Raw genomic sequence first — 14,241 nt, 5'->3', positions numbered from 1 at the left:
CAGAAAAATAAATAACTGCAAAAAATGACAACTACACGGCAACTCTCTGATCTGACTGCAAACAGGATTGCTCAGCGTGGAAGCAGCGTTTTCCGTCTGCTGTGATGAAAAAATATTGTGCGCCCGTGGTCCATTGCAGCCCGATTCTCTGGCCGTCGGCAAAACGTTTCATGCCCGCAACTTTCACTGTCAGCAGCGCCGGATAGCCGGTCAGTGCGCAGGCCACCAGGGTATCTGCCCCCATGTATTCATGGCTGACCACCTGCGCGGTCAAACTGGCGTGTTCAGGCGAAATCAGCTGAATATCTTCGGCTCGCAGGCCAAGACTCAGATCGTTTTCATTAAAGTTTTCCACCACGGGCAACGGCGTACCGGCAAGATAGTGATGCTGCCCGCGGCGTTCGAGCGGCAGAATATTCATCGGCGGCGCGCCAATAAATTGCGCGGCAAAAATACTGGTCGGGTTGTTGTAAAGGTTATCCGGCGTGTCGTGCTGTTCAATACAGCCGTCGTTGAGCAGGATGATTTTGTCGGCCATGCTCATCGCTTCTGTCTGATCGTGGGTGACATATAACAAGGTCAGGCCGAGCTTTTTCTGAATTGCACGGATTTCGCGGCGCATACTCTGGCGCAGTTTGGCATCAAGATTAGACAGCGGCTCATCCATCAGGCACAGCCTGTTATTGGCGATCACCGCCCGGCCCAGCGCCACGCGCTGTTGCTGACCACCGGAAAGCTGCGCAGGTAACCTGTCGAGCAGAGGTTCCAGTTCCATCAGCTTGCTGACATCCGCCAGCCGCGTCGCAAAATGCCGCTTGTCTTCACCGCGTGCGCGCAATCCGAATAGCAGATTTTCGCGAACATTCATGTGCGGGAATAATGCATAAGACTGGAACACCATCGACAGCTTGCGCTGAGAAGGCGTCAGCGTGGTGACATCAGATTGCTGAAAATATAACGTGCCGCTTTCTGCTGTTTCCAGCCCGGCAATGGTCCGTAGTAATGTCGATTTTCCGCAGCCTGAGGGGCCGAGTAAGGCAATAAAATCACCCTCTTCCACATCAAAGCTGATGTCATTGAGTGCAATTTTTGTTCCCCAGGATTTCCGGATATGACGGAGTGATAAAAAGCTCATGCCGCGATGCATCTCTCTGAACCATGATGGGCATAACCTAGCGGGCTAAAATGACGTTTTTATGATGGGAAGATGACGGGATAAAGACGGACAAGGTTTTAAGCTCCTTCCCCTTCGCAGGCGAGGGAGTTAAGGGCTTAAAATTCTCATTCATTCACGCTATAATGCTCCAGAAAATATCGCATAAGTCAGTTGAATGTATCGACATGGCAAGCATCAAAGGAATATTTCTCAGGAGAGAAGATGAAAAAGTCACTGTTTGTTCTGGCCGCCGCAATAACTCTGGGGGCTTGCAGCATGAATCAGAACACTGGCGTTAAACAGACTGATCTGCAGCATCACCGTTTTGAGTTGCTGAGCGTAGATGGGCAGACTGTCCCTGCTGCGCAAGGACGCATTCCGGAAATTGAATTTGGCTCAGACATGCACATATCCGGCAAAATGTGTAATAACTTCATGGGTCAGGGTCAGTTGCATAATAATGTACTGACCGTAAAAGGGCTCGCATCCACCATGATGTTATGCCCGGATGAAAACCTGAATAGATGGGATCATGTGATCAGTGATGTGCTCAATAACGGTGCGGCGCTCACCTTGCAGGATAGCAAGCTGACCCTCACCCAGGGCAAACACCAGTTGGTTTATCGTTTGAAAGACCGGATGTAAACGGGCAATTTGCTGCCGCGTTAAATGCAAAAACGCCAGACGGCTGTCTGGCGATTATCAGGCTTTACACACGCCCTGCATCAGAGCACTTTCCGAGCACTGGCGACCGTTGGCCAGCGAACACATACCGACGCGGCTGCCATCGAGTTGCGGCGCCATCCGTAATTGCCCGCCCGCCATTGAACAGGCTGCATAGGCCGGGCTGTCCATGTTCACGGTACGTTGCCCGATATTAACGCTGTTACCTTTTTGGGGAACATCAGCCGAATCGTCATGGCTGCTGCATGCGGCTAACACCAGCACACCGGCGGCCAGTAACACGCGAAACGCAGTGATCATCTGTACTGCTCCTGAATATGACGGTTTTTTTTGCGAGTCGCCATCATATCCGACGTTTTTCGCCTGAGTCGAGCCCTTCAGTAAAATAACATCAACTTTTTCCTAAAATAATCTTAAATTTAAACACTCAGACACATTTTATTTCTACGGGTTATTTCTTTGGCTAATAAAATTAACAGTAATTAACCACTTTTTCCCCTGCATTGTCTGGAAAATATAATGATAAGGAGCTTGTATGCTGACAGACTTTTTACTTCGTATTGCCCTCGCCGGTGCCCTGGGCGGCTTAATTGGTATTGAGCGTCAGTTACGTGCCAAAGAGGCCGGTCTGCGTACTCATATACTGGTAGGGATTGGCAGCGCTATGTTTATGATTGTATCGAAATACGGCTTTGCCGATATTCTGATGCAAACTCACGTCAGCTTTGACCCGAGCCGTGTGGCGGCACAGGTGGTCAGTGGCATGGGGTTCCTTGGCGCCGGAACCATTATTATTCAGAAACAGATTGTGAAAGGTTTAACCACCGCGGCCGGACTCTGGGTGACCGCCGCCATCGGGCTGGTGATAGGTAGCGGACTCTATGAAATCGGCATCTATGGCGCGTTCATGACATTAATTGTGCTGGAGGTTTTCCGCCAGATCAGCAACCACTGGGTCGGACATCACCATTTAATTGAAATACGTCTGCTGCCGGAAAGTGTGCCGGTGGTGTTACTGGAGTTACAAAAAATGCGAATTCGTCCGGGCCATATCAAAATTAATCAGCGCGACGAAGATGAAAGTAAATGTGAACTGGTTCTGGATGTGATCCTGCGGCCGAAACAAAGTGTGGATAAATTGTATGAAGCGCTGATGTCGGTGAAAGGAATAAAACGTATCGATATTAATTAATCCCCTCGGGCATTTCTTCTGTACCCTATTTAGCCGCTGTCTCAAACCGGTTGAAGCACAGCGGCTAATAATAATCCCAGTGCCTGTGGTCATTGCGTAACCACTTCAAATATCAGCTGAAATAGCCCTGCACACAATCAGGATAAATCGATTAATCCGGCCTCTGCTAAGCTTTTAACATTCTCGCCAGCAAAACGACTTTTGCGCTGGCCGCCATTATGAGCAAAGCAAAAGGTATTCCATGATCACCACTGATGGTAATAATGCAGTCGCTTCCGTGGCTTATCGCACCAATGAAGTGATTGCTATCTACCCGATCACGCCCAGTTCAACCATGGCCGAAATTGCGGGAGCCTGGTCAGGCGAAGGAAAGAAAAATCTGTGGGGCGATGTCCCGGCCGTCATGGAAATGCAGTCGGAAGCCGGTGCGATTTCTACCGTCCATGGCGCGTTACAAACCGGCGCACTGTCAACCTCGTTCACGTCGTCGCAGGGTCTGTTGCTGATGATCCCGACGCTGTACAAGCTGGCCGGTGAGCTGACGCCGTTTGTGCTGCATGTGGCGGCGCGTACCGTGGCAACCCATGCGTTGTCAATTTTTGGTGATCATTCTGATGTCATGGCCGTGCGCCAGACTGGCTGCGCCCTGCTCTCTGCGGCCAGCGTGCAGGAAGCGCAGGATTTTGCACTGATTTCTCAGGTTGCCAGTCTCAACAGCCGCGTACCCTTTATCCATTTCTTCGATGGTTTCCGTACCTCACACGAAATCAACAAAATTGCGCCGCTCAGTGATGACACCCTTCGGCTGATGTTGCCGCAGGCGCAGATTGACGCCCACCGCGCCCGCGCGCTGTCACCGGATCATCCGGTGATCCGCGGCACCTCGGCTAACCCGGACACCTATTTCCAGTCCCGTGAAGCCACTAATCCTTATTACAATGCTACCTGCCAGCACGTTATCGACGCGATGAAGGCCTTTGCTGCCCTCACCGGTCGTGAATATAAGCCGTTCGAATATATCGGTGATCCGCAGGCTGAACGGGTGATTGTGCTGATGGGTTCCGGGATCGGCACCGCAGAAGAAGTGATTGAAACCCTGATGGCCCGCGGCGAGAAAGTGGGCGTGCTGAAAGTGCGGCTGTACCGGCCATTCAGCGCTGAATATTTGTTATCTGTGCTGCCGCAAACGGTAAAAAGCATTGCCGTGCTTGACCGCACCAAAGAACCGGGTGCGCTGGCAGAACCGTTATACCTTGATGTGATGACTGCGCTGGCGGAAGCGTATTCGCGTGGCGAACGTGATTCACTGCCAAAAGTGACCGGCGGCCGTTACGGCTTATCCTCAAAAGAATTCGGGCCGGATTGCGTGCTCGCCGTGTTCCGTGAACTGTCACTCAGCCAGCCGCGCCCGCGTTTTACCGTCGGCATTTATGACGACATCACCGGCTTGTCGCTGCCGGTCGCAGAAGAAGAGTTACCACAGCACGCGTCGCTCGAAGCCCTGTTCTACGGGCTGGGCAGCGATGGTTCCGTGTCGGCCACCAAAAACAATATCAAGATTATCGGCAACAGCACGCCAATGTACGCACAGGGTTATTTTGTTTATGACTCTAAAAAGGCCGGTGGCCTGACGGTGTCGCATCTGCGCGTCAGTACAAAGCCGATCAAATCCGCCTATCTGGTGAGTCAGGCGCATTTTGTCGCCTGCCATCAGTGGCAGTTTATCGATTTGTATCAGATGGCAGAACGTCTGCGTCCGGGGGGCATTTTCCTGCTCAATACCCCGTTCAGCGCCGGTGAGGTCTGGTCACGTTTACCGCTCGAAGTACAGGCCACACTGCTTGAGCGCGGGGCGCGTTTCTATGTGATTAACGCAGCCAAAATCGCCCGCGAATGTAAACTTGGTGCACGCATTAATACCGTCATGCAGATGGCGTTTTTCCACCTGACACAGATTCTGCCGGGCGATGACGCGCTGAAAGAATTGCAGGGCGCGATTGCCCGCAGTTACCGCAGCAAAGGTGAAGAGATCGTGACCCGTAACTGGATGGCGCTGGCCGCCACGCTGGAAGAACTGGTCGCCGTGCCGCTGCAACCTGTTCCTGAAAATCCCCGCAAACGTCCGCCGATTGTGTCCGACGCAGCACCGGATTTCGTCAAAACCGTCACTGCCACTATGCTGGCAGGTCTTGGCGATGCGCTGCCGGTCTCGGCCTTCCCGCCGGATGGCACCTGGCCGACCGGCACCACCCAATGGGAAAAACGTAACATTGCCGAAGAAGTGCCGATCTGGAAGCCGGATTTGTGCACGCAATGCAATCACTGTGTCGCCGCCTGCCCGCATTCGGCGATCCGCGCCAAAGTGGTTCAGCCGGAATTTATGGCAGACGCCCCGTCTGCGCTGCAATCGCTGGATGTGAAATCCCGCGACATGCGCGGTCAGAAATATGTCTTGCAGGTCGCACCGGAAGACTGCACCGGCTGTAATCTGTGCGTTGAAGTCTGTCCGGCGAAAGACCGTCAGGATCCGTCGGTCAAAGCCATTAATATGGCGGATCGCATCACCCATCTTGAAGAAGAACGCGCCAGTTACGATTTCTTCCTTAAACTGCCGGAAATTGATAAAACCACGCTGGAACGTATTGATATCCGCACCTCTCAGTTGATCACCCCGTTGTTTGAGTACTCCGGTGCCTGTTCAGGCTGTGGTGAAACACCTTACATCAAACTGCTGACCCAGCTTTATGGCGACCGTTTGCTGATCGCTAATGCCACCGGTTGTTCCTCTATTTATGGCGGTAATCTGCCCTCAACGCCTTACACCACCAACGCTGATGGCCGTGGTCCGGCATGGGCAAACTCTCTGTTTGAAGACAACGCCGAGTTCGGGCTGGGCTTCCGCCTGACCGTTGATCAGCATCGCCGCCGCGTGCTGCGTCTGCTGACTTCACTGGAAGAGCATATTCCGGCTGACGTGCTCGGCGGACTGCGCGATGACACCTCCGCACCGGAAGTGAAACGCGGACATGTCACGGCGTTGCGTAAAATTCTGGCAGATATCGGCACACCGGATGCGCGTCAGTTATCAACGGATGCGGATTATCTGGTAGACAAATCCATCTGGCTGATTGGCGGTGACGGCTGGGCTTATGACATTGGTTTCGGCGGGCTGGATCATGTGCTGAGTCTGACCGAAAACGTCAACGTGCTGGTGCTCGATACACAATGTTATTCCAACACCGGCGGACAACAATCGAAAGCCACCCCGCTCGGCGCAGTCACGAAATTCGCTGAGCAGGGTAAACGCAAATCGCGCAAAGATCTGGGGGTGAGCATGATGATGTACGGTCATGTGTATGTCGCGCAGATATCACTCGGTGCCCAGCTTAACCAGACCGTCAAAGCTATACAGGAAGCCGAAGCGTATCCGGGGCCGTCGCTGATTATTGCGTACAGCCCGTGTGAAGAACACGGCTATGATCTGGCGCTCAGCCACGACCAGATGAAACAACTGACCACCACCGGTTTCTGGCCGCTGTACCGCTTCGATCCGCGTCGCGTGGAAGAAGGTAAACCGGCACTGACTCTCGATTCCAGACCGCCATCCGGCGGGCTGACCGATACGCTCAATAATGAGCAGCGGTTCAGAAGATTAAATGCCCAACCGCCGGAAGTGGCAGACATGTTGTATGCGGCGGCGGAGAAAGAGTTACAACAGAAATATGACTTTTTGGCCATGCTGGCGGGTAAGAAGACCGAATCAGAGTCTTGAGTCTTTTTTCTCAACTTCAAGTTCAAAGTCGTGGGCGTCGGCCCACACCGACTTGGGGGCGGCTTATCGCCGCCGCCCCCAAGACCCCCGGGCTCTTTCACTGCGCGCTCCGCTGGAGGCTATGTTTCAGCGGGCGCGGTGATAGCCGCAAAATCCCGCCGCTGCGCGGTGCCCTCCCATCGGGTTACAACCCGCGCAAAATACCGCGCGGTTTTCCACCTCTCGTCCGGCGTGATTTTGGAACCGGCCTCTGGCTTCTACTGCGCAACTTAACTGATTGTGGTTTTAAAAAAGCTGAAGGCGATTCAGAAATCTTGCTGAACGGAGCGGCTTCGAGACCTGTGGCTCGGGTCGAGCTATGCGAGACAACGTCACGAAGTGACGGCCCGAAGGGCGAGGCCACAGGCCGAGTAACTCCGAGAGAAGGCACCGCGCAGCGGCAAGATTTCAAGCCTGTCACTGCGGTACCTGAAACATAGCCAGCAAGCGGTAGCAGGCAGTTAAAAAAGCGCGGAGTCCAGAGGCCCGCGCGTTACCGGGTCTCTGGTCGGTGTGGGCCGACGCCCACGGTCTTGACCTTGAAGCCCGTTTGGGTGGCAACCCAATGTCTTGACCTTAAACTAACCGGTACTCGATCCGATATTCCCCCGAACCCACCTCAGCGGTATATCCGTCAGCACAGCGCACAAAATCAATCCCGTCCGCCTCCTGCACAGATTGACCGTCCGTCAGGACCACGGTGGCGGAGGTATTCGCCGGAACAGTGACGTTAAGGAACACGGTCTGACCGCTCACTTCCCAGCGCACACCGATTGCACCGTAAATGGACTGATAGCGGGTATCCAGCCAGCTCAGGCCGCCGCCGGTCTGTGGTCTGATGATGGCGTGTTTGAAACCCGGCTGCTCTTCATCGGCTTCAATCCCGGCCGCCACCCGGTAGAGCCATTCGCCCACCGCGCCGTAAGCATAGTGATTGAAGGAGTTCATGTCCGCGCTCCACATGCTGCCGTCCGGTTTGATGCCGTCCCAGTGTTCCCAGACCGTGGTGGCACCGGCTTTCACCTGGTACAGCCATGACGGGAAATCATCTTTCAGCAGTAAACTCCACGCCTCTTTGTTCCGGCCATTCTGGCTGAGTGCGTGACAGAAATATGGCGTGCCGACGAAGCCGGTGACTAAATGCCCGTCGTGTTCATTAAGCAGTTCTACCAGCGTATCGGTGGTGCGCTGACGGAACGCATCAGGAACCAGATTAAAGTACAGGGCCAGAATATGTGCGGTTTGCGTTCTGGCCGCCAGACGGCCGGATGGAGTGAAGAATTCCTCCTGAAAACGCCTGACAATGGCCTGATGTAAGGCATCGTAATGCTGATAGTCTTCAGTGCGGTTCAGCGCTTTCGCCGCTTTGGCGAACAATTGCGTGGAATACGCATAATACGCCGTGCACGTCAGGTCATCGGGCGTGGCACCGAAATAACTGCCCTCTTTGGCATCCAGCGCCACCCAATCGCCAAACTGTAATTTGTAATGCCAGAGGTGGTTTTCAGCATGCGCGGTCATGAAATCTATCCAGCCTTTCATGCTGGCGTACTGGTTTTCCAGCACCCGCGTATCGCCATACATCAGGTACATCGTCCACGGGTTGATCACTGCGGCATCCGCCCAGGCCGATGCGGAATGGGTTCCGCCTTCGGACAGCAGCCGGTCTTTGCCACAATAGCCGGTCAGGATATCCGGGACAACGTGAGGCACACCGCCCTCAGACGTCTGATCATAACGAAGATCGGTCAGCCATTTGGCGAAAAAATTACGGGTTTGCATCAGGTAACTCGCGGTACGGCAAAAAATCTGCGCATCGCCCGTCCAGCCCAGCCGCTCGTCGCGTTGCGGGCAGTCCGTCGGCACATCAACAAAATTACCTTTCAGCCCCCAAAGGATATTGTGATGTAGCTGATTCAGCGCCGGGTCTGAGCAGGCGAAATGCCCGGTCTGTTCCATCGAGGAGTGCAAAACAATGGCGGTGAAGTTATTCAGATCCAGCGGCGCCGGATATTGCTCAACTTTCACAAAGCGGAAACCTTGCCAGGTAAAGTGCGGATGCCAGGTCTCTTCGGCCTCGCCTTTGAGCACATACTCGGTTCGCTGTCTGGCAGTGCGCAGATTATCCAGATACACATTACCCTGCGCATCGAGCACCTCAAAGTGTCGCAATACCACTTTATCACCCGCCTTGCCGCTGGCCCTGAACGCAACCCAGCCACTGAGATTCTGGCCAAAATCAATAACAGTGTCGCCCTGCGGCGTCGTGATCAGCGCAACAGGCTTAATTTCTCCCATTTTTCTGACCGTGTTACTTCCCTGCGCCACCAGCGTGGATTTTTCATGCGCCACCACGCTGACGGGCCGCCAGCCATCCTCTGCGAAACCCTGCGCACACCAGCCGGGAGTTTCCCGGCGTGCATCGTAAATTTCACCGTCATAGATTTCTGAAAACAGAATGGCTGAATCGTATCCCTTCCAGCTTTCATCACTGACCACAATTTCACGTGAGCCATCTTTATAATTAATCATCAGCTGAGAAATAAGCGCGCTCCGTTCACCATAATAATTACGATGACGGCTGAAACCCATGTCACCTTTGTACCAGCCTGCACCTAAAATGGCACCCAGGACATTTTCACCTTTTTTCAGATGACCGGTTACCTCGTAAGTCTGATAAAGTAAATGGTTGTGATAACTCGTCCAACCCGGCGTCAGGCTATCTTCTCCGACTTTACAACCGTTGAGATGGCATTCATAAAGCCCGAGCGCACTGACATGAATAAAAGCCGACTGAATATCTGCTGCCCGGTTCAGAACAAAAGATTTCCGTAACAGTGTCGCCCTGGAATTATCTTTATCTGCCGGCGTTTCGACGGTGATGAAATCAGCCAGCCATTCACGGGGATAAAGCACGCCGGAAATCATCTCCGCAGGCGAACTCCAGGCACTGGTGTCGCCATAATTATCACGGATCTGCACCCGGATAAAATAATGCTGTGAAGAGATGAGAGTGAATTCATTCAGGGTGACATTATTAGAATATTCGCCGTCCTGCCATTCGCCCCGAAACAGGATTTTATCAAAACCCTGATCCTGGCTAATTTGGATCCGGTAAGCGGTTTGCCGGACATTTCTGTTATGGCTTGCAATTTCCCAGCCTAATACCGGAAATTCCTGCACACCATACAATGCTGATTCCTGATTTAATGTAAGTCTGATCACTGTGAGCATATTCCTGAGTCCTCATGTAATATTGCCTGAGCGGTAAAATAAACCACTAGATTTGCTTGATAACGGATGCCGGATATTCAGATGCCGTTTCTTTAGTCACCGTACCGGCCTCGCTGTTGAATTCATTCCGTTGTTTGCCATGGAAACAGATCCAGCCGATCAACAAACCGGAAGCCACCGTAGCGGATAAAAGGGTATACAACACCAGCGGACCGGCATCGAGCAGCAGAGGCGTAATAAATGCCAGTACACCGCATAACAACCGGGAAATAGCGACGATAATACCTTGCGCAGTAGAGCGGAGCATGGTCGGGAAAGATTCCTGCGACCAGACTTTCATTATCCCTTCAAATGCCAGGCCGCTGCCTATGGCAGTAAAAAATAAGCAGCAGAACCAGGATGCGGGAGAAAATTTAAATAATACCGGCAGGAAGAATCCCCCCGCAAAACAACATGCCCCCAGAATAAATACCGGGATGCGTTTTGGTGTATCGACAAAACGCATAAACATGATCCCGGCAAATACACCGACCGGCATAGTCAGCAGGTTCCACAGTGAATGTTGCCCGACGGAAATACCCACGACATTCACCGCAATATACGTGCCAAACTGACCGCCGGTATTCGCGGCCAGATTGGTAAAGGCATAGAACAGACACAGCGCTACAAAAGGCCACAGGTATTTCCCGTGAATAAGATCCTTAAACGAGGCTTTCTGCGCACGTACCGTGACAATCCCTGCACGCCGTTCGTTTCGGGCAATCAGCCACAATGGAGACTCCGGGATTGTCCAGCGCAACGCCAGCAAAATCACGGCCACAGCGCAGACATGCAGATACATAATCTGCGCACCCGGACGCCCCCAGCCGCCGACGATGGCTGAAATCGCCATGGTTGTACCAATCCCCAAAAACCACAGTAAATTCGACAGTCCGATAATTTTCCCGCGATTTTTATCCGTTGCGGCTTCGGCAATGGTCGCCAGAGATACCGGCAAGTCTGCGCCGGTAGCCAGCCCGACCAGCAATGTGCCGGTCAGCAGCACCGGAAAGGTATTACCGAAAGCCAGCAACAGCGTACCCATAATGATCATCGCCATAGTGACAATAAAGACTTTGCGTCTGCCATAACAATCCCCCAGCCTGCCGCCCAGAAAAGCACCCAGTGCAATACTCAGCGTTAATATGCCGGAAAGTATGCCGATCTGAGCCGATGTTGTTCCTATTGCTTTCTGATAAATAACCAGGGCCGTTCCGTTTGAAACAATTGCGGCAGAATCAATATATGATGCCATGCCGGAAACCACCCCGACGTACCAGGGATTAGGTTGTTTAATGGTTGACATAATCATGTCCTTCAGAGGTAACGGTGAAAAAAATAATTCGTGAGCTGTCCTTAACACCTGCTGTTATTATGATTCCCTATTAGACGTTTCTTGTTTATGACGGTTATTATTAATAGTGCGCTTTAAGGACACTATTACTGACTCTCATTCGTTCCTGAGAGGGGGTTCTGTGAAATTGTTTTTTATAGGCCTCCGTCAGACGTGATGTGGTGGAGAAACCGCACCGGGTAGCAATTTTGCCGACAGTTAAATCGGAGGTGCGTAATAACTCCTGGGTTTTTAATAAACGGTAACGCAACTGAAATTTTTCGGGCGTAAAGCCGGTCATTTCTTTGATAAATCTGAACATGGTTCTTTTTGCCACACCACTTTCCTCACACAAATAATCCCAGTTAATACTGCACGCGTAATTTTCGCGTAAATAATTCAGCAGATGTCGCTTGCCGGATTCTGTCGGACTGGCCCGGCATTCCCTGCGGGTGGCACATTGGTACAGCATGACTATCATCGATAAGAGATAAGATTCTGAAGCAGCAAAGTAGGCGTTATCATAACGGGTGTCCCACTGGCAGGTAATTTTATCGGTCAGTTCAGTCACTGTCGTCAGTTCCGCGTCCGTTAATCCGGTACGCCGTTTTTTTATTGAGGTGGTATATTCTTTTATCCCCGCAGTGAGTTGATCAATGTTATTGATAAAATGAAAGGGTCGTTGTTTATGCAGTAATATATTGGTAATTGATAGTTTATTGGTGGATTCATAGCAGTGGGCATCATGAGCGCTGACGATAAAAAAATCGCCTTTATGAATAAATTCCACCTGGTCGTTAATGATATGAAATCCGCTGCCGTTGCGGACAATAACCAACTCATCGAATTCATGCCTGTGCACATCTTCCATCGACTGACGGTTCATATCGAATAAACTAAAAGCATGATGTTTCGAAAGGAAGAAATCACTGACCTTGAGTATTTTCATACATTCACCGGCTTAATGAATAAAATAATTAACTTTAATCAATGTGTGTAATAAAAATATATTTTCCTGATAAAATGATTAGACCGTAATAATTATGACAAGTCTATATGAGCCACTGGCACTGTGGCGTAACCGCCCGTGACATTTGTTTCATTTTTGTATCAGAAATCACTTCCGGGGATCATCAGACATAAAAATGCGCAGAAAGATCTGCGCAGCGGGGAAATAGAATGAGACGGTTTTACTGGGCGTTATCTCTGGTGTAACCGGTGCTTATGCCCTTTCATCAGGCTCAGTGAGGCTGAAAACGCCGCGCCTTCGTCGCCGGCCATGATGGCTTCGTAAATGCGTTGATGTTCGCTGAGGCACATCCCCCCTTCTTTTGAGGAATACTCAAAAAACCATTTAAAAATGGTGGTCAGAACGTTGCCGAACGGCACGTAAAAACAGTTACCGGAAGCGATGAAGATCATCCTGTGGAACTGCGTATCGATATCCACCCAATGTTGGGCATCGAAATTTTCAGCGACGTGGCACATCTGGCGGTAAATACGCGACAGTTCAATGCGTTGCTCTTTACTGGCATTCACCGCAGCCAGCGCGGTAGCATGCGGTTCAATCGCCTTGCGGAATTCCAGAAACTGATGATAGATCTCTTCTGTCGCTTCCATGCCCTGCATCCATTCCAGCAACTGCGGATCCAGCATGTTCCATTGCGGACGCTCTTTCACACGGGTACCAATTTTGGGCCGCGACTCAAGTAACCCCTTGGAGGTCAGTAATTTCAGCGCTTCACGCAGCGCGGTGCGGCTGACGCCAAACTGTTCGCCCAGTTCAATTTCACTCGGCAGGATCGCGCCCGACGCCAGTTCGCCCGACAGAATTTTGCGGGCGATATCGCGGGCGATATGGGTATTCAGGCCACGGGTCATGCCTGCAGCGGTTTCAAACTGCATCGTCATATTCTTCCCTTTTTCCTGTGCAGGTTGCCGTCATCATAGTTCAGGCGGCGGTGAGCTGCATGCCTGCGCCGCACTGAAACTCCCGAACTGTGCGCTATGGCGCCATCTGGCCGCCATTCACATCCAGAATCTGACCGGTTATGTAGCCACTGCAGGCATGCGAGGCGAAAAACAGATAAGACGGTGCCAGCTCTTCAGCCGTGCCGAAGCGCCCCATTGCGATGGAACCGGCAATTTTCTCCCGCACTTCCGCACTTTTATCCGCATGGAAGACGGTGTCGATGGTGCCCGGCGCAATCACGTTAAAGCGGATGTTGTCCCGGGTGAACTCCTTCACCCAGTTGCGGTGCACATTGTGCAGCCAGGCTTTCGAGGCGGCGTAGAGACTGGCACCTGGCCCGCCGCCTTCCCGGCCGGCAATCGAGCCGGTGCTGATCACCGAGGTGGTTCTGCCGCTCTGTTTCGCCGCGTGACGCAAATGCGGAATGGCAAATTTCGTCACCATCAGCGCCGAACGGGCATTAAGATCCATCACGTGGTCATAAAAATCATCATCGATGTTTTCCAGCCCCTGCCGTCCGCCGAGTCCGCCTGCGTTATTGACCAGCACATCAATGCCGCCAAACCGTTCGACAAAGTTCGCCACCAGCGTTTCGCATTCTGCAGACTTTGTGACATCTGCGCCAAAATAGACCACCTCACCGCCGTTTGTAGCGATTTCTGTCGCCAGTTTGTCGAGACTGGCATCATGACGGTGGCCGTTAATACCGACTTTTGCGCCTGCCGCCGCGAACGCTTTTGCCGCAGCCAGCCCGATGCCTTTGGTTGAACCGGTGATCAGGACTCGCTGACCTTTCAAATCGTTAAACATAATGACTCCT

General features: G+C 52.2%; 10 protein-coding genes and 1 other RNA gene. 4 read left to right on the top strand and 7 right to left on the bottom strand.

What is annotated here, in order from left to right:
* Positions 1–31: 31 nt before the first annotated feature.
* Positions 32–1,135: an ABC transporter ATP-binding protein gene (locus ETV65_RS01140; RefSeq protein ID WP_129951177.1), complete on the bottom strand. Its 1,104-nt coding sequence runs from the start codon at positions 1,133–1,135 to the stop codon at positions 32–34.
* A 243-nt stretch (positions 1,136–1,378) separates the two neighbouring features.
* Between ETV65_RS01140 and hslJ the strand changes: the two genes are divergently transcribed.
* Positions 1,379–1,801: a heat shock protein HslJ gene (gene hslJ, locus ETV65_RS01135; protein WP_129951176.1), complete on the top strand. Its 423-nt coding sequence runs from the start codon at positions 1,379–1,381 to the stop codon at positions 1,799–1,801.
* 57 nt (positions 1,802–1,858) lie between these two features.
* On the opposite strand, the gene ETV65_RS01130 is transcribed toward hslJ, so the two are convergent.
* Positions 1,859–2,140, bottom strand: a complete 282-nt coding sequence (locus ETV65_RS01130) for a DUF333 domain-containing protein (protein WP_129951175.1) — start codon at positions 2,138–2,140, stop codon at positions 1,859–1,861.
* A gap of 235 nt (positions 2,141–2,375) precedes the next feature.
* Here ETV65_RS01130 and ETV65_RS01125 point away from each other — a divergent pair, with 235 nt between their 5' ends.
* The 3 genes from ETV65_RS01125 (at position 2,376) to ETV65_RS01115 (ending at position 7,217) form a co-directional block, all read left to right on the top strand.
* Positions 2,376–3,032, top strand: coding sequence for an MgtC/SapB family protein (locus ETV65_RS01125; RefSeq protein ID WP_129951174.1), 657 nt, complete (start codon positions 2,376–2,378; stop codon positions 3,030–3,032).
* Positions 3,033–3,273: 241 nt separating this feature from the next.
* Complete coding sequence (nifJ, locus tag ETV65_RS01120; RefSeq protein WP_129951173.1) at positions 3,274–6,804, top strand: pyruvate:ferredoxin (flavodoxin) oxidoreductase; 3,531 nt, start codon at positions 3,274–3,276, stop codon at positions 6,802–6,804.
* A gap of 330 nt (positions 6,805–7,134) precedes the next feature.
* Positions 7,135–7,217, top strand: a non-coding RNA gene (locus ETV65_RS01115) — RtT sRNA.
* Between the two features lie 202 nt (positions 7,218–7,419).
* On the opposite strand, the gene ETV65_RS01110 is transcribed toward ETV65_RS01115, so the two are convergent.
* From ETV65_RS01110 to ETV65_RS01090, 5 genes are all read right to left on the bottom strand, one after another.
* Positions 7,420–10,077: a glycoside hydrolase family 78 protein gene (locus tag ETV65_RS01110; RefSeq protein ID WP_129951172.1), complete on the bottom strand. Its 2,658-nt coding sequence runs from the start codon at positions 10,075–10,077 to the stop codon at positions 7,420–7,422.
* 46 nt (positions 10,078–10,123) lie between these two features.
* The gene (locus tag ETV65_RS01105; RefSeq protein ID WP_129951171.1) at positions 10,124–11,422 is read right to left on the bottom strand and encodes an MFS transporter; all 1,299 of its coding nucleotides are present in this window, start codon (positions 11,420–11,422) and stop codon (positions 10,124–10,126) included.
* A gap of 109 nt (positions 11,423–11,531) precedes the next feature.
* Positions 11,532–12,398 (bottom strand): helix-turn-helix domain-containing protein, encoded by an 867-nt coding sequence (locus ETV65_RS01100; protein ID WP_129951170.1) that lies wholly within the window; start codon positions 12,396–12,398, stop codon positions 11,532–11,534.
* 251 nt (positions 12,399–12,649) lie between these two features.
* Positions 12,650–13,360, bottom strand: a complete 711-nt coding sequence (locus ETV65_RS01095; RefSeq protein ID WP_129951169.1) for a FadR/GntR family transcriptional regulator — start codon at positions 13,358–13,360, stop codon at positions 12,650–12,652.
* 94 nt (positions 13,361–13,454) lie between these two features.
* Positions 13,455–14,231 (bottom strand): SDR family NAD(P)-dependent oxidoreductase, encoded by a 777-nt coding sequence (locus ETV65_RS01090; RefSeq protein WP_129951168.1) that lies wholly within the window; start codon positions 14,229–14,231, stop codon positions 13,455–13,457.
* Between the last annotated feature and the right edge of the window lie 10 nt (positions 14,232–14,241).

This window comes from Rahnella sp. RFA10(1/100), from assembly GCF_004195115.1.
Lineage (GTDB): Bacteria > Pseudomonadota > Gammaproteobacteria > Enterobacterales > Enterobacteriaceae > Rahnella > Rahnella perminowiae.
This window is presented reverse-complemented; position numbering and strand designations above follow the sequence as displayed.